The organism is Comamonas sp. GW821-FHT11H03 (assembly GCF_058807955.1).
The window spans coordinates 199,688-225,276 of sequence record NZ_JBXARF010000004.1 but is presented as its reverse complement, the minus strand read 5'-3'; the positions used below and the strand labels follow the sequence as shown (position 1 = coordinate 225,276).

Here is a 25,589-nt window from a genome sequence, read left to right as displayed (position 1 = left end):
CAATGTGCTAGCCGCCCCGGTCGGCACAGCGGCCACCGCTCAGACGCCTTGGCACTGGACGGCCCCAAAAATTTCAACCACGAGGAAAACCATCATGGAACGCACTCTGCCCCCCCTGCCATACGCTATCGACGCACTGGCTCCGTTCGGTTACAGCCAGGAAACCCTGGAATTCCACCATGGCAAGCACCATAACGCCTATGTGGTGAACCTGAACAACCTGCAAAAGGGCACCGAATTCGAAAACATGGATCTGGAGGAAGTCGTCAAGAAGTCTTCCGGCGGCATCTACAACAACGCTGCCCAGATCTGGAACCACACTTTCTTCTGGAACTGCATGACCCCCAACGGCGGAGCAGAACCCTCCGGCGCTCTGGCTGATGCCATCAACAAGAAGTGGGGCTCCTACGCCGAGTTCAAGAAGGCTTTCGTGGCTTCCGCTGCCGGCAACTTCGGTTCCGGCTGGACCTGGCTGGTGAAGAAGGCAGACGGTTCCGTGGACATCGTCAACATGGGTGCTGCCGGCACCCCCCTGACCACCGCTGACAAGGCGCTGCTGACCGTGGACGTGTGGGAACACGCTTACTACATCGACTACCGCAACCTGCGTCCCAAGTTTGTCGAAACCTTCCTGGAAAAGCTGGTGAACTGGAAGTTCGCCGAAGCCAACTTCGCTGCCTGATCACGGCAATACGGCATCAGGTCTGCAGCTGCACGGCTCGGACCTGATCGTTGGCAAAAAACCTCCGCAAGGAGGTTTTTTTATGCCTGTCTGCTAGGAATGAGGATTTTTTAGGTCTTTAGTTTTGATTGAGAAAGCGCAGGCGGCTATGTTTTTTGATGGCCTGTTGATGCATGGGAGGCATTGGCATGGAGGCGCGTGAGAGCCTGAACAGTCAGGCGGCTTCCGGGCGAGTGGAGGCAGGCGCTCGCATGCCCGTGTACTTTCTCTGTCATGGCGCCGGCCCAGGGCCGTGTTGCTGATCTCCGCCCATTGGGAAGAGGCGGTTTTCACCGCGCAGAGTGCCGCCCAACCTGGCATGCTGTATGACTACGGCGGCTTTCCGCCGCACACCTGTAACCTGGATTACCGTGCGCCCGGCTCGCCTGAGCTGGCAGGCCGGGTGAACGCTGCATAACACCTGGCCGTGGGCCGTGCGCTGGCTCTGTTGTGTGACGAGGGAGTTCTCATCAGAGGAGCATCTGCTGCCGTTGATGGGGATGGTTGGGGGGACGAGCAAGACCAGGCCCGCCGCGTTGACTTTGAAGAGACCGTTATGGGCTCGGCAACGCTGTCCAGCTACTGCCTTGAGGCCGGGGCGTAGCCAGGAGCTCCGCTTACTCCTGCTCGTCCAGCGGTCCATTCAAAAATTCTTCCCTGTCATCGTCAATCGAGTCAGCGGCCGCTTGAAGATAGGCTGAGAAGCTGGGGGCAATCCAGCAGATCTGGTCGGGGTCGTGCACATAGGCAATGATCTGGCCGCGCTGTCCTTCAGGACCGGGATGATGATCGGCCATTAGCACGATGTCGCCATAGAAGCTGGCAAACGGCTGCCAGCCGGTGTGCCACCAGCGTCCGCTCAGACGAGGGTCCTGGGATGCGGGGCCGGCCAGATCCCACATGCGCTGGGCCCGATTTTCCATGCGCAGTGCCAGGGCGATGGCCTGCGGTGGCGTGAGAAGGTCCAGTGCATCCACAAAGCCTGGCCGCTGAAACAGGGGCTGGGTGCTGTCGGCGCTGCTGCCAGCAGTCAGGCGCCAGAACGCGGCCAGATCGGTATCCAGAGGCCCCAGCGAGGCTGCCAAAGCGGCCAGACCCTGTTCGCTGGCCGGTGGCATGGGGTGAAAGCTTAGCTGGAATGCGGCATACACAGCCTGCAAATGCGCAAGATATTGGTCAGGTGTCATGGCGGCAGGCGCAGTACTCCGAGGTAAGTGAGTTGGACAGCGAAGTCGGGCTGGCAGCGGGTGTTGGGCAGGGACTGTTTGGATACACAGCGTGGCTCTTTGGATTCTCGGTGTAGTAAATCCGCAGTCTTTGCTTCATACCAGCACTCCTTGCGCCAGAGGCAGCCATGGTGTTGCTTTGGCCTGTTGAATCACAGACGATAGCGATCAGCATAGCGCTACTGGTGCACTCAATTTTTTGCGTGGTGCCAATTTGAAGCGCTTCTTGTGTGCTTGAACTTCAGTCAGAGGTCGGAAGCTATGAGGCCTAGTTCCGACCTTTGAATGTCAATTCAATCAAAGAGATGCCTGGCGCTTATAGATTCAAGAAATTTCAATCTCGTATGAAGTCGGATGTGAGAATGTATTCAGCTCTGAAGGTACGAAGTGCAGGGATAAACGAATAAGGCTGGCACCGTCGAATTATTTGACTCGCTGCAGGAATTAGTTGCCCGCTGTCGTCATTGGATTTTTCAGCATGAAGTTCCAGGCGTATCTATGCAATTCATGAGTTTATTTTTTTAAAAATAAATCAATGTTGAAGTATCTATTTTTTTTGCAAGGTGCGTGATTTCATGTAAATGGCTATCCCGAAAAGGATGATCTATCCCTTAATTGGCATTTTGTGAAATCTTCGGCCCATTGCTGGAAATCTCCGGAAGGCATAGGTTTGGCGATGTAGTAGCCTTGTGCAATATCACAGCCGAGATCTTTGAGTAGGTCCCAGTGCTCTTTGGTCTCCACGCCTTCGGCAACTGTCTTCCGTCCGAGATCATGCACGAGATCAATGGTGGAGCGCACAATCGTGGCCGAATCCCGGTCGCGATGCATTGCAGAAACGAATGACTGGTCTATCTTGATGTAATCTACTGGTAGTTTTTGTAGATAACTTAATGAGGAGTACCCTGTTCCGAAATCATCCACATAAAGAGGAATCCCTGCATCGCGCATCTCACTCAGTGCTCGTAGAGCATATTCAGCATGTTCCATTACGGTACTTTCCGTAATCTCAATCTCCAATAATCCGGTTGACACAGAGCGCTCCGAATGCCATTGGCGATACTTGGCGAAAAGCTGTTCATCTCTAAAGTTTCGCGCGGAGAGATTGATTGCAACAGGAACAGCACAACCTTTTGCCTGCCAGCTCTGCAGCAGATCAAGGGCTGCGACAATGACCCATTCCGTCAAAGGCTTGATCAAGCCTGTTTGCTCAGCCAAGTCGATAAACAATCCGGGAGGAATTAATCCTTTTAGCGGATGCATCCATCGTACCAAGGCCTCTGCTCCACAGATTTTCCCGGAGGAAAAATCAACTTTTGGCTGCAAAAATAGTCGCAGCTGGTTGCCTGCAATTGCTCGCCGCAGCTCCCCTGCCATGGTCAAGCGTCCTGCTTGATTTTTCTGACGCGACGGGTCGAATACGCACTGACTCAATCCGCGGGCCTTGGCTTGATGGGTGGCCTTTCCCATTTGACGCAATAGTTCATCGGCGGTTGTGCCGTGTTCGGGAAATAAAGCAATGCCAGCTCTTGCGCTGACATCCAATTCAATATCTGCGATCGGGAAAGGGCGGGAGATGTTTTTTTCCAACTCTTCGGCCAAGGCTACGGCAGACTCTCTATCCAGAGTGGGCGCCAATACTGCAAATTCATCTCCGCGTAAACGCGCGATATGTGCAGAATCAGGAATGCCTTGCCTTAGGCGCTCTCCGAAGTCTCTAAGAATCTGGTCCCCATTAGAGAAACCTAGCACCTCGTTGATTTCTCGAAGGCGTTCAATATTGAATTGCAAAGCCGCGATTGGTTCTGAAAGTGGAGAGCTTCCCTCAATTTTCGCAGTCAGAATTTCCCTGAATTCAATCGAATTGGGTAGTCCAGTCAAGGGATCATGGCGCAGCATATGATTCATCTCTGCTTGCACACGTTGTTGTTCTAAACGTGTACGCAGAATGGAAATCCCAAAAGCTAGATCGTCCGCTGACTCAGTCAGCAATGCGATTTCATCTTCGCCGAACGCGTTTGGTTCGGTGTCATAAATGGAGAGTGCGCCAATGACTTTGCCCTCAACCAATAAAGGGCAAGATACGCCTGATTTCAGGTCACCAAGCTTGTCGTGCCATCGAGCATGGTTGGAGTCCATGCGCATGTCGCGGACAAATTGAACCTTGCCGCTGCGAATTGCGCTAGATGTCAGACTTTGGCCTAGCTCCGTATCGGCTGCCATGAGTCCTAGGCTGCGAAGTGCTTCTATACCACCTGGATAATTGCACTCTGCCATCGGGTGTAGTTGTTGATTTGGCTCGTGGCCCGAATACCACACGGCAGCCATGCCATAGCCTCCTGCAGCCACGATGGCTCGGCACATGTTTTCAAGCAGACTCTGTTCTTCGCTGGCACGTAGCATGGTGCGATTGCCGGCGCTCAGAGTTCGCAGTCCGCGGCCAATGTGCTCTAACTCATGCACTCGTTGTTCAAGTTCACCATTGAGCGTCTGGATACGTTCTTCGTAGTGCTTGCGCTCGGTAATATCTGTGCCCAATACGTAATAGCCAGCAACCGTTCCATTGGCTTGGTGTTTGGGAACATACTGAATGGTTTGCCAAACTCCTGGAAAGGGCTGCCAATCATATGTTTGGGGCTCTCCTGCGAGAACCTTGCTGATCAAATCAATGGCAACAACATAGCGTTCCTCTCCAAGGATTTTTCTTACCGACTCACCTGTGATGTCTTCGCGGTCAGGTGCAAAGCACTGACGATACTGAGTGTTGACGTATTCGTAGTGCTGTTGCGCATTGACGTAGGCAATGAGCGCCGGAACGGCGCTGATGACGTTGTGCAGATGGCTTTGAATCTCATGCCATTGCAAAGTGCGTTGGTGCACGTCGGCTTCAAGTGACGCGTTTTGCTCACGGATGATCCGTTGTGCCTTTCGTTCCAGAGTCACGTCCCGAAAGACTAGTACAGCACCTCGTAGTTGGCCTTTGGAATCGCGGATGGGGGCGGCGCTATCAGAGATGGGGCGTTCGGTACCATCTCTGGCAATGATTGAGGTGTAATCGGCAAGTACCTGCACTTGCCCGGTGGCTAGCACCGATGCCACAGGAATGTGAGCAGGCTCGCGGGTCTGCTCATGGATGATATTGAATACTTCCCCGATAGAGCGGCCTTGAGCTTCGTTAATACTCCAGCCTGTGAGCTGTTCGGCCACTGAATTCATGCGGGTGATTCGCCCTTCAGTGTCTGTTGCGAGTACTGCATCGCCGATCGAGTGCAAGGTAGTCACAAGGCTTTCTTCATTGTCAGCCAGAGCACGCTGACTGGCTTGTGTTTCCCGCAATTGTCGTCTTATCAGAAGATAGGAGCAGCCCAACAGCAAGATAAGTGCTACAGCGACCAATGCTCCAGCCATCACCAGTTTATGACGCGCTTGTTTGTGCTCGGCCTCTTCCAGGGCGAGCCGCAGGCGCGCCTCGGTATCCATCTCGCTCAGCAATTCATAGGTGCGCAAACGCGTGGATGCAAGCGTAGTTGCGGCAGCAAATGCATTTGCTGCCTTCTGGCCTTGGGTATTGCGCAATTTTTCAATTTGGCGTGCAGCAGCCATGCGCTGGTCGATGACTTTGCGCAGCTCTGTCCAGCGACGTTGTTGATCTGGATTGTCGATCGTTAGCTGCCGTATTTTTTCCAGCGCAAGCTCTCGCTCGGCCATCGCTGCATTTCGCTCGGCAATATGCTCAGCATTACCTGTCAGACGGAAATTCTGACTGGTTAGTTCAGATTGGAAAGAGTAGCCTCTGACGCGATCTATATTGTTGAGCAACTGGTGTGCATGTGTCACCATTTGGGCGGCTTTGGCCGCATCACTTGCGACTTCCCACGTCGATAGTGCCATCGCGATCACTACCAGCGCGGCTGCTCCAAATGCAGTGACAACCTTGGATTCGAAACTAGACCTCCGCACCATAGAACGCGCTCCTACGCTAGATGCTGGCCGCTACAAGCCATTTTTCACTTGTCGCGGGCCTAGGCTGACATCACCATCCATGCAAGGGCTCCAGACACTCCATATGGGAGGAGTGTGCAGGGTCTCGTTAGCATGCAAACTGAGGGATACAAGCTCAAATATACAAACAATATGCGCTTTGTTTCATTTGTTGTCATTGGTTTACATTGCGGAGGGCTCGAAATTTGCGAGATTCTGTGTGTGTCGGCTGGTCTTGAAGCGTCCGTTTGCTAGTTCTGCATGGCAATGTGATTTCAGTCGCCAGCAGATAAATAGCGTTCTTTTTCAGCATCATTGATACGATCAAGACGCATTACACAATGCGCTGGGTTCAAGTCGCTGTGAGTCTTTGCAGCTGAGCCTCAACAAGAACTCGCTTTTTTCTTTTGAATTCTTGAGCGATATCAGCTTGGAGAACGTTATAAAAATGCCCAACTTTGAATGAAAACTGGGCATTTTTTAGGAGTGGTGCGACGTCCCTCGCTTCCAGTAGCACAAGGCGTTGGAGTCCGGGGTTAATTTAGGCGGTTTTGCATCAGCCTCTGGGCATAGGCAGCGGACGTCAGTCCGCCAAGTGATCTCTTGGGCCGCTCTTCGTTGTATTCCCGGCGCCAGGCCTCAACAATTACCCGGGCATGCGCCAGACTGGTGAACCAATGTTCGTTCAAGCATTCATCCCTAAAGCGTCCGTTGAATGATTCGATGTAGGCGTTCTGGTCGGGCTTGCCCAGTTCGATCAGAAACAGCTGAACACCTCGGTCATGAGCCCAGGTCAGCATGGCGCGCCCGCAGAGCTCCTTGTCGTTGTCGGTTCTGATCGCTTTGGGCAGTCCCCTGGTGTCGACAAGTTGCTCCAGAATGCGCACCAGTTGATTGCCACCCAAGGCCCGGTCCGGCACGATGAGGCGTCATCCATGACCGTCAGGTTTTTGATGCTGCGTCCTTCTGCTGTGCGCTCAAAGACAAAGTCCATGGACACACTTGGTTGGCCGCTGTGGGACGTACCAAGGGATGGCGCTCCGATAGCGGGATCTTCTTGCATCTGCGTTTTTTGACCTGAACACCGGCTTGGGCATACAAACGATCCACGCGCTTGTGATTCACGATCTCTCCGGCCTGGCGCAGCTTCAGGTAGATCATGCCGGCGCCGTAGCGGCGATGACGCTGCGCCAGAGCGATGATCTTTTCTGTCAAAGCACAGTTGTGGTCGCAGACGGGTTCGTAGCGCAGGGCGCTGGCGCTCATGCCGATGACACGCAGCGAACGACGCTCGCTCAGTCCCCGGCTGACCATGTGATGCACCAACTCGCGCCGTGCAGGTGCGCCCACCACTTGTTTCTCAAGGCTTCTTTCGTCACCTCGTTCTCCAGCATGGACTCGGCCAGTAGCCGTTTGAGTCATCCGTTTTCGGTTTCCAGCTCCTTCAGACGTTTGGCATCGGACGCACTCATGCCGCCAAACTTGCTGCGCCAAAGGTAATCGCTGGCTTCGGAGAAACCGTGCCGTCGGCACAGCTCAGCCACCGACAAGCCCGAGTCTGCTTCCCGAAGGAAGCCAATGATCTGTTCTTTCGTAAATCTCTTCTTCATGTCCAATCTCCTGCTGCATGGAATTGGACTCCAGCTCACCTGCTACTCAATTCCGGGGGGACATCGGCGGGAGTGAGATGGCTCACGGCATCGTACGCTCAACCTCTGTCAGCTGGGCTGCTCCCAAGCTGCGTCAGACGTAGGAGGTCGAAACCCATGCCTAACCTCTACAAGCAGTTCATGGATCTGCAGTCGCCCAAGCCTTTGTTGGTGGGCTCGGTGGCTTTTGTGATCAGCAGCGTAGCTTCGGTTGAGCTGCCAGGCGGTGGCCGCCTGCAGGCACGAGGCCCGACCCAAGTTGGACAGCGCGTGTTTGTGAGTGACGGAGCGATCGAGGGGGGAGGCTCCGAGCCTCACCTATTTAGAGGCGGAGGTGTAGAAGCAAATCCGAGAGAGGAGATGATTGCGAAAAATAAAAGTGGCCTTAGAGGCCACTTCTACTTGCCAGGTTAGATCTCAAACTTGGAACGGTCTTGATCCTTGATCCAGTTCGGAGGCTTCCCCCGGCCAGTCCATGTTTGGCCCGTCACAGGATCACGATATTTAGGGGCGACAGAGCCAGCCTCGCGCTTTTGCTTTGCAGAGCGGAAGATATCGTCTTGCGTAAGACCGAAGGCCTCGACCAAGTCTCTGATTTTTTGCACTGCGCCAGCGACTTCTGCCTTTCGAGCGGCAGCAATTTGCTGCTCAAGAGCTTCGCGTTGCGCCAACAAGTCCTTGTAAGAATGTGTACTCATCTAAAAGAGGTCCTATGTAAGTTTTGAACCAGCACCAAGGGGATGTACCCATACATGAGATACGTCGTTTATGCAGTTGGTTCACTTTCAATCGAAAGTGGCCGCGCACATTGTGTCTCAACTTGATGCGCGGCAATTCCGAAAAACATGAGGCGATGCAAAAAAGTAGGCTGAGCCCAAGTTTCAAGCTGTTTGGAAAGGGTGTCATCTGGCTCGAGCGCTGTCCTGCCAGAAAGGAAAGAGGGCAGCCGGTATGGGCTTATAGCTGGGTCTGAAGGGCGCACCTAAGGTGAGCGAACAGGCGGTGTTATCGCCTCCGATGTGTTTTCCTCTTCATCCATGGAAATCCAGATACAGTCAATGCATGACTCTGGAATTCAAGCGCCTTACCGAAGTTGGTTTGGCTGAAATCATTGCGCTCAACAACAATCCCGAAGTGCTACGCCAAATGCCCCTGGGCAGCGCAGATTTCGATGAAGTCAAAGCCAAGGATTGGGTTAGCCACAAAGATGCCCAGTGGGCGAAATATGGCTATGGGCCTTGGGCATTTCTTATAGATCAGGAGTTTGCAGGCTGGGGAGGGCTGCAGGACGAAGCAGGTGATGCTGACTTGGCCTTGGTGCTGCACCCCAAATATTGGGGAAGTGGCAAAACCATCTATCAGGAAATTATCAATCGTGCTTTCACCAGCATGGGCTTGAGTTCCATCACTATTCTGCTTCCGCCCTCAAGAAAAAGAATTAGAGGGATTTTCAGGCTGGGATTTAAGGAAGATGGCGAGTTTGATGTTGATGGCGTTCAATTTCTGCGCTTTCGCCTCTACGCCCCCGGTAGTTCCGAGGGCTAGGAAGTCGTGTCGGCCAGCAATCGACCCGTTGCTGTCGTCCGTACCTAGTCAACCGATGTCCGGTGTGCAGCGGTTACTGCGGCTATAGCCGCAGGGCAAACTACTGGTCACCGGCTCATTGCGGTCATTCAGAGCGCCAAGACAGTTGCTTCTCCAATGACTGTTTTCAGGTCAGTAGCGGTCCCCTCGATATCAGGCTGTTCTCGGGGATGTCGGAAGCATGCTATTTGGGGGGATTTCCATGCGGCCTATCAGAACTTCGAGGAAAAAGAGCGCGGCTCCATCGAAAAAGGCAAGTACGCGGACCTGGCCATTCTCTCGGACGGCTTGCTGAGCATGGACAAGCACGCCATCAAGAACATCTAGGTGCTGGAACCATTGTGGAGGGCCAAAGCGTCTTCAAGTGCTGAAGAACAAATCCGCGAACAGACCAGCAGGCTGCAGCACATGCGATAGGCTTCACTGCCTGCTGTTTTTACGGACTGTTCATGCTCTCACTGCGAAGCCCATACACGATTGCCAAGGAACTATTTGACGCCGCCGACCTTGCGCAGTTGCAGCCAGACCGCCGCTGGCCTGCGCGGGAGATCTCTGGCGACTGCGTGTTTCTCGATGCCCGGCAGGCCTTGAGCGAGCTGCGGGGCCGCGACGCGCCGCTGGCGAGACTGGGGCAGGACTGGCGGGTGTTCGCCGTTTCCGGCACGGGCGATGCTTGGCTGGTGTCGCTGGACGGGCAGCAGCGCATCGGCTTTCTCGATCACGATCAGGGGCCCGAAGCGGTCGCTCAACCCATGGCCTTGAACTTCGGCCAATGGCTGCAGCTGGCCGACCTGATGGGCCAGTGGGAAGCAATGGATGATGATCTTGATGACGAAGCAGTCGCGCAGCTGAGTCGCCTGATGGAGCAGATCAGCCACGGGCTGAGTCGGCGCTATCCTTACGCTTTTTGATTCATTTCCGGCCCCGGCGCTTGATTAACAAACGCATTAAGCTATCTATAGCAAATTATCGACATCCCATCATCGGACCTGGATGACGCAAACTCAGCCCGACCCGCACTAGCTGACCTTGCCCCTAGAAAATGGAGTTTTTGGCCTTGTTCAAAATATCGACAAGGAGCTAAGAAATGACAGCCAGGAAAGTGCGAGCATAGTACACGCAGGAATTCAAGCTGGAGGCGGTGCGCCAAGTCCGAGGCGGGCAATCACAGCAGAAGGTTGCGCAAGCTTTGGGCATTCCCAAGGCCAGTCTGGGTAGCTGGGTACGACAGGTCAATCAGGGCCAGTTGTTGGCTGGAGTTGCTGATGCAGAGTGACTCCTGAGCAGATGGAGATCAGTCGCTTGCGGGCCGAGGTCGTATGCCTAAAGATGGAGCGTGACATCGCAAAAAAGCGGCGGCGTACTCCGCACAGGATGGAGGCTGTCTCTCAAGGGGCGGCCTCGCCAGTTTGCAACTTGCATGAGTCGCCGTCCGGTCGTGGGGTGCCCAGCGGCTCATCTACTGGCCGGTTTGAGAGGTGCAGCGAACATCCGGTCAGATTAATGAGCAATGTCCGGTATCGGCATCAGCCGTCACTGAGATGTCAAAGTTGACCGATCGTAATCAGCCTGGACCGGCTGCTCGCAGCCATGCGCCGGACGACCGCTTCTGGACGACTAGCGACGGCCTGCACCCGTTGAATGCCTATCCTAAACCGGACGCTCAAGGCGCAGCTCCGAAGGTCAGCTTTGCGGTGCTGTACTCAACAATAGCTAGGCCCGGCTTCGGCCAACAGCGGTTGTAGTAGCAAGAGAGTGAAGCTCTGCCAAACAGGTAACTGCTTCGGGTGTATCTTGTTCGCTTGGGCAACCAAAGTACGGACGCTCATCTAAACTGCCACGACTTCACTCATTGAGGTTAAACCGTTTTATGACCGAATCCAGGGAAGCTAACTTTGCTTCAGTAGAAGCTGATCTCTCATACAGTTTTGGAGGCGAGATCAAAATTGGGGGGAATTACGTTTCTGTAATTCGACATGACAATCAGGTGTTTATCAGCGGCCAGATTCCACGCGTTGGGAATGAAGTGGTGGTCACAGGCAGGGTCGGTGCAGATGTATCGGTAGCGGATGCACAGCGTGCGGCTAAGGTTTGCGTCATGCGTGCATTGGCATTGCTGCGGCAAGAACTTGGATCACTTGATAGGGTTCGTCGCATTTTGCGAATCACCGTTTTTGTCCAATGTTCGCAAGACTTTAGCCTCCAAAGCGAAGTTGCAGATGGGGCGTCGGAAGTTCTTTATGCGGTACTTGGTAATGCTGGTGTTCACACACGCACATCTGTTGGGGTCTATCAACTCCCCAAAAATGCAGCTGTAGAAATTGACTTGATTGCTGCAGTTGAATAGCTTTCAAGTTCTCTGCCAATTACCTCAGTGAGGCCGGAACCCACTGGCTGCAATGGGTTGTGTATTCCTGCCGCTCCTGTAGCCTGAAAAGTCCACTGGTTGATACATCCATCGCCAGAGTTGGATCTGGCTGTTGGCGACAAAACAGCACATACGGGCCGCTGAACGCTTGCCAATTTGTCAGTCTTGGTGCCAAAGATCGCGCAATTTGTGCCAAAGGCCGCGCAACGCAACACTAAAGTGGGGGAGTGCTTGTTTTGGCATAGATGATGGCCGCTGAAAATTTTGGGTTCGCTAATGTTGACAAGGACTTACGAGCGATTTCTGGCGGCTGAGGTGGTGCGCCCACTTTGGCACCAAATGGTCTTCTTGGGCGTATCAAGCGGCCCAAATGGGCGATACGTGGGACGTGCCTGTACAAGCAGCTGTCAGGTCTTTTCTTTACTTCATGCAGGTTGCGACCGGTGGCCAGCTGTCTAAAGCATCTGTACCTCAGCGCTTTAAGTTGGGCGCTCGGAAGTTGGGCGGTGCTCAGGGCCCAAGTTCACATTTCTCTGTTTATTCAATAGGTTGGAGGTCCCCGATCAAACTCAGGGGAGCACGCCCAACTTGCATCAACTTGGGCGTGCATTCGGCGTTGCCTGATGACCTCGCAATGACACCTGAGACGTCCTCGTGGTCATTAAAGCAATAATTCAACAGTTGATGTATTATTAAATAATGCAAGAAGCAAACGTCATCCGCTCACTCTCCGCTTTAGCCCATGAGGCCCGATTGCGCGTATTTCGCGCCCTTGTGGTGGCCGGTCCCGAGGGCCTGACACCTAGTGCCTTGGCTGAGCAGCTCGGCATCGCGCCGAACGCGCTGTCGTTTCATTTGAAAGAGCTTTTTCATGCCGACCTGGTCAGCCAGGAGCGGCAGGGCCGAAATGTGCTCTATCGCGCGGCCTTCCCCGTGATGAACGATCTGTTGGCATATCTCACCGAGAACTGCTGCCAGGGCGCGGTTTGTATCGATGACGCTGCTGCGTCATGCCAGTGCTAAGCGTCGCTGCGACCTTTTTCTATCCCTAAGTCCGCTGCTCATAACCATGCCTGACAACAAAGCTCCCCTGAACGTCCTGTTCCTGTGCACTCACAACTCTGCACGCAGCATCTTGGCCGAGGCCTTGCTCAACGATATGGGTCAAGGCCGTTTTAAAGCCTATTCGGCGGGCAGCAGCCCCCGGGAGAATCAGCAACCCAATCCGCTTGGGCTGCAAGTGCTGCAAAAGGCCGGCGTCTCTGTGGATGGTTTGCGCAGCAAGAGCTGGGATGAATTTGCCGCGCTTGGCGCGCCTCACATGGATTTGATCATCACCGTGTGCGACAACGCCGCTGGTGAAGTTTGTCCGTTCTGGCCTGGTCATCCCGCCACAGCGCATTGGGGCTACGCTGACCCTTCGGAAGGCGAAGCCTCTGACGAAGCAAAGTTGGAAGCCTTCCGGCAGACGATGCACATGATTCATCGCCGCCTGGAGCTATTGGTGAACCTCCCGGCGCACAAGCTGGAGCAGGCTGTGTTGCAGTCCACGGCACGTGAACTCTCTTCGCACTGAAGACCGATAGTTCAATTGCGATCCAGATACCGAGTCTGGATTGCAGCCCCAGGCTTCTCTGACGTCCTCGCGCTGTGGGCGGCATTGATGCTGACTCATAGCTTTTTCTAGGACCTATACGTCATGTTGACGGCCATCCTGATTTTCATCTTCACTCTGACGCTGGTTATCTGGCAGCCGCGTGGCCTTGGCATTGGCTGGAGCGCCTCTATTGGGGCCGGTATCGCGCTGCTGCTGGGAGTCGTGCACTTAGCTGATATTCCAGTGGTCTGGCATATCGTCTGGAATGCCACGGCGACCTTTGTCGCCGTCATCATCATCAGCCTTTTGCTGGATGAGGCCGGTTTCTTCGAGTGGGCTGCATTGCACTTTGCCCGCTGGGGTGGCGGCAGCGGAGTCAAGCTGTTTGCTTTTATCGTGCTTCTAGGTGCCGCCGTTTCGGCCCTGTTTGCCAATGACGGAGCCGCGCTGATTCTCACGCCCATCGTGATGGCCATGCTGGTGGCGCTGGGCTTTTCTCCGGCAGCCACGCTGGCGTTTGTCATGGCTGCCGGTTTTATTGCCGACACTGCAAGCCTGCCGCTGATCGTCTCCAATCTGGTGAATATCGTCTCCGCTGACTTTTTCAAGATCGGCTTCAACGACTACGCATCGGTGATGGTGCCGGTCAACATCGCCTCGGTCCTGGCCAGCCTCGGTGTGCTGCTGCTGTTTTTCCGCCGCGATATTCCTGCCACCTACGACGTGGCCCAACTCAAACAGCCGTCGGCTGCGATCAAAGACCGGGCCACGTTCCGGGCCGGCTGGGTCGTGCTGGTCTTGCTTCTGATTGGCTTTTTTGTTCTCGAACCTCTGGGCGTGCCCGTCAGTGCCGTGGCGACCGTGGGTGCCGCAATCTTGCTGGCTGTAGCGGCTCGTGGCCATGTCATCAGCACCAGGAAGGTACTCCATGGTGCTCCTTGGCAGATCGTGGTGTTCTCGCTGGGAATGTACCTGGTGGTCTATGGGCTGCGCAACGCGGGCCTCACGGATTACATCGCCGTGTTGCTGAATCAGTTTGCAGCCGGTGGTGTGTGGACCGCATCGCTGGGCACAGGTGTGCTGTCTGCGGTCCTCTCTTCCATCATGAACAACATGCCCACGGTGTTGATTGGCGCTTTATCCATCGATGCATCGACAGCCAGCGGAGCGGTCAAAGAGGCCATGGTGTACGCCAATGTGATTGGCTGCGACCTGGGTCCCAAGATCACGCCTATTGGCAGTCTGGCCACGCTTCTCTGGCTGCATGTGCTCGGCAAGAAAGGTACAACGATTGGCTGGGGCTACTACTTCAGAGTCGGTGCGGTACTGACCATGCCCGTGCTGCTTGTCACCCTTACTGCCCTGGCCTTGCGGCTCAGCGCGGCGTTATGAATCTTTGCAACGGAAATCTTGCGCTATGAGCGACATCACGATTTACCACAACCCTGCTTGCGGTACCTCTCGCAATGTTCTGGCCCTGATCCGCAACAGCGGGGAAGAGCCCATGATCATTGAATACCTCAAGACGCCTCCTGATCGCGCCACCCTGGTGGGCCTGATCCAAGCCATGGGCATGCCAGTGCGCGATGTGTTGCGTCAAAAAGGTACGCCCTATGACGAGCTTGGCTTGGGCGAGCCCAAATGGACAGACGAGCAATTGATTGATTTCATGCTCCAGCATCCCATTTTGATCAACCGTCCCATTGTGGTCACCCCTCTGGGAACCCGCTTGTGTCGTCCCTCGGAAGCCGTGCTGGACATCCTCCCGCAGCCGCAACAGGCCGCCTTTTCCAAGGAGGACGGGGAAGCCGTTATTGACTCGAAAGGAAACCGAATTGGCAAGCTCTGATCTACCGAACCTCGACGAACAAGTCTTTGAAAAACCCAGCCTGGAAGGCCTTTTGCCCGCACAGCGTGCGACGCACGCGCTGCGCATTCTGCTGCTGTATGGCTCGGTTCGTGACCGCTCCTATAGCCGCCTGTTGACCGAAGAAGCCGCGCGCCTGCTGCGCAAGATGGGGGCCGAGACCAGGATCTTCGATCCGCGTGACCTGCCGCAGCCCGATGGTGCCCCTGACGATCACCCAAAGGTCAAGGAACTGCGTGAGCTGGCTGTGTGGGCCGAGGGTATGGTCTGGACGTCCCCTGAGCGTCATGGTGCGATGAGCAGCATCCTCAAAGCGCAGATAGACTGGATTCCTTTGTCCGCTGGTGCCGTGCGACCGACGCAAGGCAAGACACTGGCGGTGATGCAAGTCTCTGGCGGCTCGCAGTCGTTCAATGCGGTCAATCAGATGCGTGTGCTAGGTCGCTGGATGCGCATGATCACTATCCCGAATCAGTCGTCCGTTGCCAGGGCATTTGCCGAGTTCGATGAGGCTGGCCGGATGAAGCCCTCTTCGTATTACGAGAGGGTGGTGGACGTGATGGAAGAGCTGGTCAAGTTCACGCTGCTGACGCGAGACTGTTCGGACTACCTGGTGGATCGCTATAGCGAGCGCCATGAAAGTGCTGAAGAACTGTCCAAACGGGTCAACCAACGCAGCATTTAAGCGATTCACATTGCAAGTGGTGGAGTGATCGTTTTGGCACCGGAGGGAGGCATCGGAAAAAATTGGGTTCGCTAATGTTGGCGCGGGGTTACGGTCGATTTGAGCCTCTGTGACCATTGCGGCAGATTTGGCACCGAATGGGCAGACCATAGGCAGAAAATGGCCAGAGCGGGCTATTCATGAGCCAGGATGGGCAGATGACCGGAAGGGATGGTTTCCCTTTTGCCATAAGGATTTATGGAGGGTTGGTAGTCGCTATTGGGGGGGTAGAGCCTGCAGCTGAGGTTGGGCGCTGGAAGGTTGGGCGTAGCGTGACGTCCAACCTATGGAATACAGCAAAAAATCAAGCACTTAGCGAATTGCCAACCAGGTAAGCAAAACGCCCAACCTTATGCAAGGTCGGGCGTCTTTAAGGAGGGGGCGGGGCGGCTTTAAAACAGTACGCGCTGCCTCCGGTTGGGCGGTGTTGTAACCCCGCGCGCAGCCGTGATGCGGGCATTGCACGCCGCCTACAGAGTGCGCTCTACAGGCGGCAACTGGAAATGAGACAAGCCGTCTATTGCTCAGCTAGATTTAAAATTTGTGCCAAAGGCAGCGCAGCTTGACTGTCGCAACACGACCCATTGCAGTCGTTCAACTGAAAGAGAGATCACTGATTATGCGAGGCGGTACAAGGCCAGAGGGTGAGTGATACCGCCGTCGCCGTACGTACTGATCACTTGCGATTGGGGCCGACAGCCCATTTTTTTAAGGTGACTTCGTCTGAAGCGATTGGCAGTATCGCCGCCAATTTAGGCGGCACCATTTTGAAAAGAAATCACAGCATCCTGTAGCAAGAACAGCAACACCGCAGAGGATTTTCTGACCTCTGAAGCAAGCGCTGCAAAGTCGCTTCCAAATGCATACTCACTTGTAGCGACCGCCACAAGCGGTCAACGAAGCGAGCACAGATGATTGCTGCCGCCAATTTGAGTAAGGCGAGATGTAGGTCCAGGCGTCTCTCAAAGCGAGCGTGCAGCTTTCGAAAGCCTACAAACCCACCGTGGGCTTGCTCCACGACCCAGCGATGAGAGTTCGTTTGACGTGGCTTTCCATAAGAGTTAGAAACAGCAGAACTTTGAAATCTGAGCATTCCAGTCATGACAGATTTTTTAGAATTTTGGTCACACCTTTTCAGGTGTATTTCCATAAATTCAGTATGTGTAATATAGTTGTAAATAGCTTCGAGGAGGCCTTACATGGTTTTACTCCGTGCAGCGGAGTAAAAAATAGAATGTTTCTAACGATGCCGTAAGAAGTCGTGCAAGGTTTTTGAAAATCAACACCTAATTTCAATGAAGTGATGATTTTTATTGTTTGCATATTTATAGACATAAAATTAGAGGTAAATTATGTTTTCTAAAAATATAGATCGACGTACTGCCGGTTTGGGTATTTTAGGGTTGCTGGTTGGATGTGGTGGAGGTGGAGGATCTACTGAAGAGATCACGACTCCAGAAAATCCTGTTCCGGTGGAGCCGGTAGAGATAGTCAAAATCCCGAGGGTTGCACGTTACACGGAAGTGGAGATGCAAACAGAATTAACAGGCACCTCTTATTTAGGGAATTCATATATTAATTTCAATGAATTTTTTGAGATTCTTAAAGAAAATGGGAACGGAGGCTTTGAGTTTTTGAGGATGCTTGACGGTTACAGTTCATATTATTATGTTGAGGAAATGGCTATATTTTTCAGGAATGAAAAATTTCCAAAGAATAAATATGATTATGTCAGATCTCCCGCGAATAATTCAAAAGAAGATAAAATTTATCAATTGAATGAGTATGGTGCATCGGGTTATCGATCTATAGGGAGTTTTGTAACATATTTCACTAGTACTGAATCTGGGCGTGATCATGAAGAAGAGATGTTTTTTGTTAAGGATGTTCTATATCCGGAAATATATGACTATCAGTATAGGGTTATAGGAGATAACTCTCCTGCCATGGTTGCTAAAGATATTGTTTCCTACCTTGGACAGATGGGTGCTGATGGCTATCGCTTGGTATCTGGCGAGAATCTGGAGTTGTGTTGTCTCAAGGATGGATCCTCTGCAAAATATAGCTACGTAGCAATACCACGATATAGAAATGGCATAGATAATATGGAAAATATTGTGAGGGAGATGGCTAGAGAGAATTATCAATACGAATTCAAAATAGATGTAGGATTCGGTAAATTTTATAATCCTCAAGATTCAGTTATTTTTTTCTCGAAAACTTCTTTGCAAGAAGATGCTTTGGAAGTTGATTTTTTCCAAATTTTAAAAATGCGCGAAATGGAAAATTCAAATCCTTCGCTGGTAGAGGATTTAACGTATAAATTGAATTCGATGCTGGATAAAATGCGTTCTTTGGTTGATAATGGATATATTCCACATACGCGTTTTCTTTATCGTAATCCAGGGTTTTATTTGAATCAAGAAAATTGTATTGCATATAAAAATTCAAAGAATATTAGCCTGGATCAAGATCCATTCTCCACACGGAGACTTTTAACAAGAAAAAATAGGTAACTCAGCTTCTTCAGTGCGCGCCCTGCCAAGCTTGCGCATTCCACGCTTGCCCTTTGGCAAGCACGGCCCAGATGGTCCTGGCCAGCTTGTTGGCAACTGCCGCAACCACTACGTTGTAGGGCCTGCGTTTGAGCAACGCTTGCAGCCACGGCCATGCGGACGCCTCGTGGCTTTTAAGCACAACAGATCTCGCCGCGTGCATCAACAGCGTTCGCAGATATGCGTCCCCACGTTTGCTGATGCCCATTTGCCGCACTCGGCCACCTGTGCCGCTTTGGCGTGGCACCAATCCGACCCACGCTGAGAACTCTCTCGCGTCTTTGAACGCCTGGGCATTGCCCATGCTGGCAACAACTGCGGTCGCGGTGAGCAGGCCAATGCCCGGTATCTGAGCAACGCTCTGGCAGTGCGGGGACTCACGCAGTTGCTGGGCAAGCCTGTGTTCGAATCTGATTGATATCCTGGCTCAGTTGGGCAATGCGGCGCACTTGCTCGTTCAGACTCTCCATCAACATCGCTGGCAGGCGTTGGGCTGCATCGGCAAGCGCGCCCGCTTGAGTTGCAGCCGTTCTATGCTGCCCGTATCGTGCTCCACCCAGTGCAACTGGAACACCTTCTTGGCAGTGTCAACCGCAATAACGGTATGGTCCATGACAGTCTCCTGTGCAGTAAGACTTCACACCTTGGCCCTGATTGGTGCAGAGCACAAGCCTCTCGGGAGGGAGGCTTCCATACCATCTAACACAACCGGTCAACGAAGCATGCACAGATAATTGCTGCCGCCAATTTGAGTAAGGCGAGATGTATGTCCTGTCGCCTCTCAAAGCGAACGCGCAGCTTTCCCAAGCCTGAAAACCAACCATGGGCTCGCTCCACGACCCAGCGATACTTGCCCAGTTTCTCGCTGCTTTCAACACCACGTCTTGCGATGCGGCTGAGGATTCCTCGCTTAGTAATGATGAGTTAGATCATCGCAAGCTACAGCTTCTATATGCAAAGCCTGCTGTTCTTGGGTGTCTGCTCCTGGCCGATTCTGTTGAAAAACTCGAAAGCTGTTGAGCATCCTACGTCGGTCGGAAAATCGACCTCTCAGATCGCTCTAGGAGCGGCGATCTCACATGTGGGAAGGGGTAAGGCACCCCCAAAAACATGATTCAAGGAGGTGCTAGGGAGTTTTTCAACAGAATCGGCCGGTAGGCGACCTTCTCAGAACAACCCTTTGCAGTCACTCAAGGAGCTACGTCAGCGAGTTTTCAAGCTTCGGAAGCATTCAAAACAGAGAGATACAAGCAACGCTGATGCAGCACCTGCCGCAGTCATGCTTAAACCAACCTCGTCAAGCTCTCCAGTGCTTATTGGCACAAGGCTTGCAACTATGAGTCCTGTTAGGCCGGTTGTACCAACAATGATAAGAAAAGACCAATTTCGATGTCCCCCCACGAGGTAGCAGGCACTAGCTGCCGCCGCTGGCAAGAGTCCTAAAAAATAGCTGTTAATTACGTAAATACTTAACAATTTCTGGGCACCACGCCATGCTTGTGGGTCGAATGCTCCACTCATAAGCAAATCGATTCCCAAGGTTAAAAACCAAAAAACAATTGCACCCAGTGGCGGGCCTAAAACTAGAAATGTTGGAACAACGGCAAAGCCATTGGCGCGCATAAAAATGAAAATTTCAGAGTTGTTTCGTTGACATCCTATAGGATGTGACGTTCTATATAAAAAATAGCACATTGATGACTGCTTTTGGTTGTGGATTCAACCGATAGATGCAACACATTGCATGATTCATGCTGCAGCAGCTACTGCGTAGGTGTGACAGTGGGTGGCGCTGGCGAGCGCACTGTCACGGTGGTCTTTAAAAAAAAGCGAAAGCCCCTTGAGAGGGGCTTTTGTTTGGGCTAGTGTGTGCCAAAGGCAGCGCAAGTTTGAGTGGGGGAGTGATCGCTTTGGCACTGAGGGGGGGGCGATAGAAGTGTTGGGTTTCCCAATGTTGGCGCGGGGTTACGGCTGATTCTGGGCTCCAGAGGCTTTGCGACTCGTTTGGCACGAAATGGGCAATCTAAGGGGAGAAAACAGGCAGAACGGTCGATTCCTGGGCTTGTATAGTTCGCTGGGCATAAAGCCCGAATCCTTTGCTACGCAAGGCTCAACGCTTACTTTGCGCTCTGATGAACGCTTGGGAGCCCTGCTCTAAGGTTGGAAGTTTCGAGGTTGGAAGCTATGGCGGCTTCTAACCTTGGTGGTACTATAAAAATCAAGTAGATAGCGGCAATTTCCCTATGGGGCTCAGACATCCGACCTAGCGCAAGGTCGGAAGCACATAACCTCCGTGGAATGCATACTCATGTTTTTCATGACACGTTAGCCGGTGTTCACTGAAAAATTCAATTCTGCGTCATGATGGACTAAGACAGCTCTAAATGAGACGCTCGTCAAGCTGACGTAGGGACTAGACACGTAGAATTTGGTATTCAAATCCGCATAAATGCGCTGAACTGAATAATTAAAGAGGGATGATATTGTGGCAAAAATAGATTCAAATCTTCTGATTGATCAAGAATGGACTGGTACATTCTTTCCTCCAGGCTTCCCAGATAAATCATTCGCTGGTAAATTGAGTTACTCGCCAACTGACGGGCTCCATCTGGAATTTGCTTTTCCAATGGATTTGGATTATCAAGATTTATTTTGTGATTTTCTACTTGGTCATACATCTAAGGGGGAGCCATTGACACTGGTAGGGAGATTTAGTTGTGAAAGCCATGGGTTCACCATGAAAAATGGATTGGCTTACTGGCAATCTTCGGGGCATCCCTTCCGCTACGTTATTTTTGGCCATCATTTTGATGAAAAAGTCACGTTCGATAGCTTTGAATTCGATATTTCTGGAACTCAAGAGTTCTTTGTGTCCAAAGGTTCGAAAAATAGAATTCCATTCAAAAAATGTGATATTGTGAATGCAGAGTCAAGCGTTGGGAATTTTAAGGTTTCACATCTAGGAAGTTTTGAATTTGCGGGCGATGATATTAGAGCCCATTTTCACTCGGATGATAATGATGCCTTGAATAAATTGCAGGAGATTTATAAGGAATTTCGTGCAAATAATCCTGGTTTTAATCCGTATATAAAAAAATCGCTGGATTACATCTTGCGTTTTATTCCGCCGGAAGAGTTGAGCATTGCAGATGCCTATAGTGAGATTAAATCTGTTGCGGATTTATTCTCCATGCTGACATTTGAACCTGCGAGGGTTGCTAAATTTCTCGCTATTGCCAGGGATGAGAAAGAAAAACCAGTTTCTATGGTGATATTTCCTTTTTCTGTATGTAATAAAGATGTGCTAAAGCATGCTCAATTAGAAAGGAATCACTACAATCTTCCTCTAAATAATAATGATGTTAATCTGGAAGAAATCATACCGAATTGGATTGATCAAAAGGATCAATACTCAACAACTGCTTCATTTTTACAAAATAAGGTTGGTGTTTTTTCTGATAATTCTATCTATGGGAATATAGTGCTTTCAATTACTCAGCTCGAAGGCATTTCTGTAAAGGAGGAAGCTGAATACAAGAAGCGGTTTGAGTATGGTGTGCTAAAGTACTCCAGTGATAATCTGCTTCAGTTGCTGATTACTTTACTCCAGTGCACAAAATTAAATATTGGAGAGAATATTTCTGATTTAAGAAATGATATAGCACACGTTGGCCGTCCAAAAAAAATACTACATAAAATCGAAATGAGAAATTTGCTTCGAATTTTAATTTCGCTACAAGCAGTGGTGATTGGTTATGCTTTGGAAAATCTTGGGCTTGAGTCAAAGGCACGTGAGAAGTATCAAGATTCTGTGATTTTTTAGCTTTTCAATGAATACAGGGTGAACTGATTAATTTTAAAGAAATTGTGTGATGTAAATATTTTTGATACTAATTTAAAAATAATTTTGAATTATTGGATTTTACTGATTTTAAATATTTTACAGATAGAAAAAGCCCAATCTAGATAAAGGTCGGGCTTTTCAATTGGTACTAGGCAGTTTTAGAAGAGTGCTCGCTGTCTTCGATCGGGTGGTGCTGTCACTCCCAGCGTGGCCACAATTCGCACCACCTGTCCCTCTGTGAGGCCATATTCGGCAGCAATCTCACGAGCCGTTTTGTTTGTCGCATAGGCCGCTGCAATTCGTGCATTGCGCACTGCCTGAAGGGCTCTCTCGGCCTTGGGCAGCTGGAAGTGTGGAAGACGGCCATATTCACTTGCCAGTTTTAACAGTGCTTCTATGCCGATCACTTTGGCATAGGGGTGGTCGGGTGTGACCCTTTCCGGCGTCGGAAAATATACCCGTAGCCCACCCCAGCGTTGTACGAGTGCCATGGTGGCCCGCAGGCCGATCAGGCGCTCAAAGTCCCGCAGCAGCGGCGGCAGGAGATCTATGGGGACTGAAATTGTATCGGTCATTTCACCCCTGACTTTCGAGATCCTGGAGGCGCTTGGTGATTTGGACAAGCTCGGTGCGACCTTCCTGAACTTCTTCCCACAAACGGTCGAACACATATTTCACATGCGGCTGGCGTTGTGTCATGCGCTGAATGGTTGACTCCATCCGTGCAATCGCATGAATGACTTTGGCGCCTGTTAAAGGCGTAATCGGTGTAACGGATGCAGTAACAGTACCTGCGCCTACTGAATGATTGGCGGTATTCATAAGGAACTCTCTTAATTGTTTTATGGACGGTTTTGAGCAGTTTTCGCGCGATCCAGCATTGACTTCAGAGCTTCAATCACTTTGGATGCCTGCGCAGTGGGGAGAAACTTCACATCGGAAATCGCGGTGCTTGTGGTGCGGGCAATAAAAGCAAGCAGTGCAGCGTCGCTACCATCACGCAGACCTCCGGCTTCGCCGAGCTTTTTCCAGAGCCACTTGATTTTTTCTGGCTGGCCGAATGGTTTGAATGCCCTGGCTTTGGGCGTAAAACCGAGCTTGGCCATATGCGCGAGCACCTTGGCGCGGCCTGCGGCATCCAGATCCGCAGCGCTTGATTGGCCTGTCTGGTTATGAAGGTGAAAACGGTAGTCGTCCTCGCTCCAGCCCAAGGCAGTGCGGCCCTGGTGAATATGGCCCAGTTCGCGTCGCCGTTGAGCTGCATCGTTGACTGGGGATGTATAGGCGCGGAATCGGCGTTGGCTTGTCATGCTTTAACTGCCTTCCAAGTCCCCATGCCTCTCCAGGGATGGCCCGCATTCCCGTGCAGAACCTTGTCTGCGTCGCTGGTTTTTGAAGCCGACACCGTCTCTGCATCACCAGGCTGTGATGGATTTTTGGCGGGGATCGCCTTATAAGGTCGCTCCTGCACGCTTTCCTGGCCTTCGATAAAAGGCAGGGTGAGTGCACCCTTCAAGACCTTTGCATGCTCCACTTCCACCTTGGCGGTATTTACGATGAGTTGAGCCGTTTCATTGATCAGCTTGGAACGGTCCAGATCAACGTCTTGCTTAGGATTGGAAAGAGATTCCAGCTGATTAAAAAGAATCTCGCGGAGTTTTTCGATGTTGCGGACTGTCATGTCGAACCTCCTTTCGGCTTTAAAAATTGGTTCTCTTCTCGTGTGACGGCGCGATGTTCAATCTGTGACCTGATAGATTCCACGACCGTGCAGGTGCTTGCCAAAATGGCTTTCTTGCGCTCGTCACTCAGTTCATGCTTATTCGCGTGAACGGTGATCAGGAGTTGGCGCAGCCTTGCTTTGGCTTCGTCGATGCTGGCTTTAACGACTTCATCAGCTGACGCTGCAAGAGAAATAGCTCTTTGAGCTCCGGGCAGATTTCTTGTCCGGATATACGGGCTGTCAGTTGCTGCGCCGTGAGCGGCTGCATGTTGTCCGGTGTTCGCGGCATGTATGGATTGACCACCACGAGAATCATTCCCTTGGGCAGCGGGCCATTCTTCTGCTCCCACTCGATCACATCCACACGCTTGTAATCGCGGTGTTGATTGCCCGTGTTGGAGATCTTGCGAAGCAGCAACCCCTTGGAGTTCCGACGCTCCCCTCCAATAGGAATCGGCTTCGTTTCCTTGGAAATTTTCAGTCTGTACGCCCGCATGTGCAGCGCGTTCACCGATCTCTTTAGCTGCTGCGCCAGAACCCCGCTGGGCATCGTCTTGTAATGATCCCGAATCAGCTGGTCGTCTGTGGTGGTCCATTGCGTACACGATTGAATTCCTTGGCGGTTTCGTGGTGTTGTTGGATCGGGCTTTTTCAAACCAAGGCGTTTGATCCGGCCCTTGACGTTGAAAACGTGCAAGCCCAGTTGCGTAGCGATTTGCCGAGCGGTGTACTCCGCGTACAAGTTTTGAATGAGCTGGTCTGTATCGGGCGTCCAGTTGATATTTGCTTTACGCGTTGCGTTCATCCCCAGCGATGCCGCTTTTTGAGCGACAGCTGCGCAAGTTCGGCCAAGCTTCTGAGCGATGGAAGCTGTGCTTGACGTTCCATATAGAGCGCGCAGACTCGTAATCTCCACTGCACTCCATGTCACGCCCCGTCCTTTCTGATTCATGAGGGCTCCTTAAACGTCAGTGGGGCCAATGGGCCGCTTCACAGAACAGACCAAGCAGTGCCCGTTGTCCAGGTCGATGTGCAAAGTGCTGTCATCCAGGCAATTGAAGCCAATGACCTTGCGCAGAGTGAAGTCCACGATCTGCTGGATCTGTTCTTTATTGAGCGTTGCCGCGCCATCGCACGAGGCGACGGAGCGCGCAACGTCAGAAATCGTCGCGTTGCGCACCATGTTTAAACCTCCGCCTTGGCTTCAAACGGTTGCACGATGAAGTCCTCGACACCCGTGACGATCTTGATACCGGCAATGCCGCGCACGGCATCGGTTTCGTTGAGGATGGCTTCCTTGTTGATCTCGGGCTTGTTGCGCACAAAACGGGTCAGACCCATGCGTTCCAGCGTCTCCATCACCGCCTCCGCACCGCGGATAGAAACGCTGGGTGGGCGTTGACGCCAGGACACGGAGCCGGTGACAAAGTTGGCGGTTTTGCCCAGCTTGTCGTCTATGCCGCACAGCTCTACTCGATGGGCTTCGCACCAAGCCTGGACGCCTTCCTGCATAGCCTTGATGCGGGCGGCAGTGGCTTCGAGATGAGGCTGGTGCTCCTGGGTAATCTCCGCAATAGCGTCATTCATATCGCCTCGACGGCGTTCAAACTCGCGCTGAAGGTCGCCCAGCAGGCGGATCATGTCTGCGCAGTCGTTCTTGCTTTGGGGGACGTTGTTTTGCGCTTGGGCTTTGATTCTTGTTGCCATGGTTGTCTTTTGTTAGCAGTTAGTGACTGAATACGAGGACCGG

The 25,589-nt window shown here is 52.2% G+C and carries 24 protein-coding genes and 5 pseudogenes; 13 read left to right on the top strand and 16 right to left on the bottom strand.

Annotated features, from left to right (window positions below):
* Positions 1-94 precede the first annotated feature (94 nt).
* Together AC1RTQ_RS11485 and AC1RTQ_RS11480 are read left to right on the top strand one after the other, a co-directional pair.
* Positions 95-682: a superoxide dismutase gene (locus AC1RTQ_RS11485; RefSeq protein ID WP_302090279.1), complete on the top strand. Its 588-nt coding sequence runs from the start codon at positions 95-97 to the stop codon at positions 680-682.
* Positions 683-974: 292 nt separating this feature from the next.
* Entirely contained in the window at positions 975-1,139 is a 165-nt protein-coding gene (locus AC1RTQ_RS11480; RefSeq protein WP_492875814.1) for a hypothetical protein, read from the top strand.
* Positions 1,140-1,338: 199 nt separating this feature from the next.
* Here AC1RTQ_RS11480 and AC1RTQ_RS11475 read toward each other — a convergent pair whose 3' ends face one another.
* From AC1RTQ_RS11475 to AC1RTQ_RS11460, 4 genes and pseudogenes are all read right to left on the bottom strand, one after another.
* On the bottom strand, positions 1,339-1,908 hold the full coding sequence (locus AC1RTQ_RS11475) for an SMI1/KNR4 family protein (protein WP_492875812.1): 570 nt from the start codon (positions 1,906-1,908) through the stop codon (positions 1,339-1,341).
* Between the two features lie 624 nt (positions 1,909-2,532).
* On the bottom strand, positions 2,533-5,910 hold the full coding sequence (locus tag AC1RTQ_RS11470; RefSeq protein WP_492875810.1) for an EAL domain-containing protein: 3,378 nt from the start codon (positions 5,908-5,910) through the stop codon (positions 2,533-2,535).
* 554 nt (positions 5,911-6,464) lie between these two features.
* Positions 6,465-7,538, bottom strand: a pseudogene (locus tag AC1RTQ_RS11465) (IS3 family transposase).
* Positions 7,539-7,987: 449 nt separating this feature from the next.
* Positions 7,988-8,275 carry an H-NS histone family protein gene (locus AC1RTQ_RS11460; protein ID WP_492875808.1) on the bottom strand — a complete coding sequence of 96 codons (288 nt, stop codon included), beginning with the start codon at positions 8,273-8,275 and terminating at the stop codon, positions 7,988-7,990.
* A gap of 364 nt (positions 8,276-8,639) precedes the next feature.
* Here AC1RTQ_RS11460 and AC1RTQ_RS11455 point away from each other — a divergent pair, with 364 nt between their 5' ends.
* The 9 genes and pseudogenes from AC1RTQ_RS11455 (at position 8,640) to arsH (ending at position 15,678) form a co-directional block, all read left to right on the top strand.
* Positions 8,640-9,122, top strand: coding sequence for a GNAT family N-acetyltransferase (locus AC1RTQ_RS11455; RefSeq protein WP_492875806.1), 483 nt, complete (start codon positions 8,640-8,642; stop codon positions 9,120-9,122).
* A 488-nt stretch (positions 9,123-9,610) separates the two neighbouring features.
* Positions 9,611-10,072, top strand: a complete 462-nt coding sequence (locus AC1RTQ_RS11450; RefSeq protein ID WP_492875804.1) for a hypothetical protein — start codon at positions 9,611-9,613, stop codon at positions 10,070-10,072.
* A gap of 221 nt (positions 10,073-10,293) precedes the next feature.
* Positions 10,294-10,520: pseudogene (locus tag AC1RTQ_RS11445) on the top strand (transposase); the annotation flags it as partial.
* Between the two features lie 511 nt (positions 10,521-11,031).
* Positions 11,032-11,508: a RidA family protein gene (locus AC1RTQ_RS11440; RefSeq protein WP_492875802.1), complete on the top strand. Its 477-nt coding sequence runs from the start codon at positions 11,032-11,034 to the stop codon at positions 11,506-11,508.
* A 720-nt stretch (positions 11,509-12,228) separates the two neighbouring features.
* Positions 12,229-12,552: an ArsR/SmtB family transcription factor gene (locus tag AC1RTQ_RS11435; protein ID WP_492875800.1), complete on the top strand. Its 324-nt coding sequence runs from the start codon at positions 12,229-12,231 to the stop codon at positions 12,550-12,552.
* A gap of 46 nt (positions 12,553-12,598) precedes the next feature.
* The gene (locus AC1RTQ_RS11430; RefSeq protein WP_492876129.1) at positions 12,599-13,105 is read left to right on the top strand and encodes an arsenate reductase ArsC; all 507 of its coding nucleotides are present in this window, start codon (positions 12,599-12,601) and stop codon (positions 13,103-13,105) included.
* A gap of 123 nt (positions 13,106-13,228) precedes the next feature.
* The gene (locus tag AC1RTQ_RS11425; protein ID WP_492875799.1) at positions 13,229-14,518 is read left to right on the top strand and encodes an arsenic transporter; all 1,290 of its coding nucleotides are present in this window, start codon (positions 13,229-13,231) and stop codon (positions 14,516-14,518) included.
* A 25-nt stretch (positions 14,519-14,543) separates the two neighbouring features.
* Positions 14,544-14,975 (top strand): arsenate reductase (glutaredoxin), encoded by a 432-nt coding sequence (gene arsC / locus AC1RTQ_RS11420; protein ID WP_492875797.1) that lies wholly within the window; start codon positions 14,544-14,546, stop codon positions 14,973-14,975.
* Complete coding sequence (arsH, locus tag AC1RTQ_RS11415) at positions 14,962-15,678, top strand: arsenical resistance protein ArsH (protein WP_492875796.1); 717 nt, start codon at positions 14,962-14,964, stop codon at positions 15,676-15,678. Before arsC ends, arsH begins: the two co-directional genes overlap by 14 nt.
* 928 nt (positions 15,679-16,606) lie before the next feature.
* Here the strand turns inward: arsH and AC1RTQ_RS11410 are convergent.
* Positions 16,607-16,747, bottom strand: a pseudogene (locus tag AC1RTQ_RS11410) (IS5/IS1182 family transposase); the annotation flags it as partial.
* 322 nt (positions 16,748-17,069) lie between these two features.
* On the opposite strand from AC1RTQ_RS11410, the gene AC1RTQ_RS11405 reads away from it, so the two are divergent.
* Positions 17,070-18,233 carry a hypothetical protein gene (locus AC1RTQ_RS11405; RefSeq protein ID WP_492875794.1) on the top strand — a complete coding sequence of 388 codons (1,164 nt, stop codon included), beginning with the start codon at positions 17,070-17,072 and terminating at the stop codon, positions 18,231-18,233.
* A 10-nt stretch (positions 18,234-18,243) separates the two neighbouring features.
* Here AC1RTQ_RS11405 and AC1RTQ_RS11400 read toward each other — a convergent pair.
* The 4 genes and pseudogenes from AC1RTQ_RS11400 to AC1RTQ_RS11385 form a co-directional block, all read right to left on the bottom strand.
* Positions 18,244-18,781 (bottom strand): annotated as a pseudogene (locus AC1RTQ_RS11400) (IS110 family RNA-guided transposase); the annotation flags it as partial.
* Positions 18,742-18,885 (bottom strand): hypothetical protein, encoded by a 144-nt coding sequence (locus AC1RTQ_RS11395; RefSeq protein WP_492875793.1) that lies wholly within the window; start codon positions 18,883-18,885, stop codon positions 18,742-18,744. The gene AC1RTQ_RS11395 and the pseudogene AC1RTQ_RS11400, both read right to left, overlap by 40 nt.
* Positions 18,886-18,971: 86 nt before the next feature.
* Positions 18,972-19,190, bottom strand: a pseudogene (locus tag AC1RTQ_RS11390) (transposase); the annotation flags it as partial.
* 285 nt (positions 19,191-19,475) lie between these two features.
* Positions 19,476-19,895 carry a hypothetical protein gene (locus AC1RTQ_RS11385; protein ID WP_492875791.1) on the bottom strand — a complete coding sequence of 140 codons (420 nt, stop codon included), beginning with the start codon at positions 19,893-19,895 and terminating at the stop codon, positions 19,476-19,478.
* Positions 19,896-20,757: 862 nt separating this feature from the next.
* On the opposite strand from AC1RTQ_RS11385, the gene AC1RTQ_RS11380 reads away from it, so the two are divergent.
* Positions 20,758-22,095: an ApeA N-terminal domain 1-containing protein gene (locus AC1RTQ_RS11380; protein WP_492875789.1), complete on the top strand. Its 1,338-nt coding sequence runs from the start codon at positions 20,758-20,760 to the stop codon at positions 22,093-22,095.
* 179 nt (positions 22,096-22,274) lie between these two features.
* On the opposite strand, the gene AC1RTQ_RS11375 is transcribed toward AC1RTQ_RS11380, so the two are convergent.
* From AC1RTQ_RS11375 to AC1RTQ_RS11345, 7 genes are all read right to left on the bottom strand, one after another.
* Entirely contained in the window at positions 22,275-22,691 is a 417-nt protein-coding gene (locus AC1RTQ_RS11375; RefSeq protein WP_492875787.1) for a Mor transcription activator family protein, read from the bottom strand.
* 1 nt (position 22,692) lies between these two features.
* Entirely contained in the window at positions 22,693-22,938 is a 246-nt protein-coding gene (locus tag AC1RTQ_RS11370; protein WP_492875785.1) for a hypothetical protein, read from the bottom strand.
* A 20-nt stretch (positions 22,939-22,958) separates the two neighbouring features.
* On the bottom strand, positions 22,959-23,426 hold the full coding sequence (locus AC1RTQ_RS11365) for a regulatory protein GemA (RefSeq protein ID WP_492875783.1): 468 nt from the start codon (positions 23,424-23,426) through the stop codon (positions 22,959-22,961).
* Positions 23,423-23,797, bottom strand: a complete 375-nt coding sequence (locus tag AC1RTQ_RS11360; protein ID WP_492875781.1) for a hypothetical protein — start codon at positions 23,795-23,797, stop codon at positions 23,423-23,425. Before AC1RTQ_RS11360 ends, AC1RTQ_RS11365 begins: the two co-directional genes overlap by 4 nt.
* Before the next feature lie 157 nt (positions 23,798-23,954).
* Positions 23,955-24,791, bottom strand: coding sequence for a hypothetical protein (locus AC1RTQ_RS11355; protein ID WP_492875779.1), 837 nt, complete (start codon positions 24,789-24,791; stop codon positions 23,955-23,957).
* Between the two features lie 9 nt (positions 24,792-24,800).
* Positions 24,801-25,022, bottom strand: coding sequence for a hypothetical protein (locus AC1RTQ_RS11350; protein WP_492875777.1), 222 nt, complete (start codon positions 25,020-25,022; stop codon positions 24,801-24,803).
* 2 nt (positions 25,023-25,024) lie between these two features.
* Positions 25,025-25,546, bottom strand: a complete 522-nt coding sequence (locus tag AC1RTQ_RS11345) for a host-nuclease inhibitor Gam family protein (RefSeq protein WP_492875775.1) — start codon at positions 25,544-25,546, stop codon at positions 25,025-25,027.
* Positions 25,547-25,589: the final 43 nt, after the last annotated feature.

Coding starts and splice junctions, on each gene's coding strand:
- AC1RTQ_RS11365 (WP_492875783.1), bottom strand. CDS start 23,426: ATGACAAGCCAACGCCGATTCCGCGCCTATACATCCCCAGTCAACGAT.
- AC1RTQ_RS11375 (WP_492875787.1), bottom strand. CDS start 22,691: ATGACCGATACAATTTCAGTCCCCATAGATCTCCTGCCGCCGCTGCTG.
- AC1RTQ_RS11425 (WP_492875799.1), top strand. CDS start 13,229: ATGTTGACGGCCATCCTGATTTTCATCTTCACTCTGACGCTGGTTATC.
- AC1RTQ_RS11395 (WP_492875793.1), bottom strand. CDS start 18,885: ATGGACCATACCGTTATTGCGGTTGACACTGCCAAGAAGGTGTTCCAG.
- AC1RTQ_RS11355 (WP_492875779.1), bottom strand. CDS start 24,791: ATGAATCAGAAAGGACGGGGCGTGACATGGAGTGCAGTGGAGATTACG.
- AC1RTQ_RS11370 (WP_492875785.1), bottom strand. CDS start 22,938: ATGAATACCGCCAATCATTCAGTAGGCGCAGGTACTGTTACTGCATCC.
- AC1RTQ_RS11440 (WP_492875802.1), top strand. CDS start 11,032: ATGACCGAATCCAGGGAAGCTAACTTTGCTTCAGTAGAAGCTGATCTC.
- AC1RTQ_RS11350 (WP_492875777.1), bottom strand. CDS start 25,022: ATGGTGCGCAACGCGACGATTTCTGACGTTGCGCGCTCCGTCGCCTCG.
- AC1RTQ_RS11460 (WP_492875808.1), bottom strand. CDS start 8,275: ATGAGTACACATTCTTACAAGGACTTGTTGGCGCAACGCGAAGCTCTT.
- arsC (WP_492875797.1), top strand. CDS start 14,544: ATGAGCGACATCACGATTTACCACAACCCTGCTTGCGGTACCTCTCGC.
- AC1RTQ_RS11430 (WP_492876129.1), top strand. CDS start 12,599: ATGCCTGACAACAAAGCTCCCCTGAACGTCCTGTTCCTGTGCACTCAC.
- AC1RTQ_RS11435 (WP_492875800.1), top strand. CDS start 12,229: ATGCAAGAAGCAAACGTCATCCGCTCACTCTCCGCTTTAGCCCATGAG.
- AC1RTQ_RS11360 (WP_492875781.1), bottom strand. CDS start 23,797: ATGACAGTCCGCAACATCGAAAAACTCCGCGAGATTCTTTTTAATCAG.
- AC1RTQ_RS11385 (WP_492875791.1), bottom strand. CDS start 19,895: ATGCGCGCCAATGGCTTTGCCGTTGTTCCAACATTTCTAGTTTTAGGC.
- AC1RTQ_RS11470 (WP_492875810.1), bottom strand. CDS start 5,910: ATGGTGCGGAGGTCTAGTTTCGAATCCAAGGTTGTCACTGCATTTGGA.
- AC1RTQ_RS11485 (WP_302090279.1), top strand. CDS start 95: ATGGAACGCACTCTGCCCCCCCTGCCATACGCTATCGACGCACTGGCT.
- AC1RTQ_RS11450 (WP_492875804.1), top strand. CDS start 9,611: ATGCTCTCACTGCGAAGCCCATACACGATTGCCAAGGAACTATTTGAC.
- AC1RTQ_RS11345 (WP_492875775.1), bottom strand. CDS start 25,546: ATGGCAACAAGAATCAAAGCCCAAGCGCAAAACAACGTCCCCCAAAGC.
- AC1RTQ_RS11455 (WP_492875806.1), top strand. CDS start 8,640: ATGACTCTGGAATTCAAGCGCCTTACCGAAGTTGGTTTGGCTGAAATC.
- AC1RTQ_RS11405 (WP_492875794.1), top strand. CDS start 17,070: ATGTTTTCTAAAAATATAGATCGACGTACTGCCGGTTTGGGTATTTTA.
- AC1RTQ_RS11475 (WP_492875812.1), bottom strand. CDS start 1,908: ATGACACCTGACCAATATCTTGCGCATTTGCAGGCTGTGTATGCCGCA.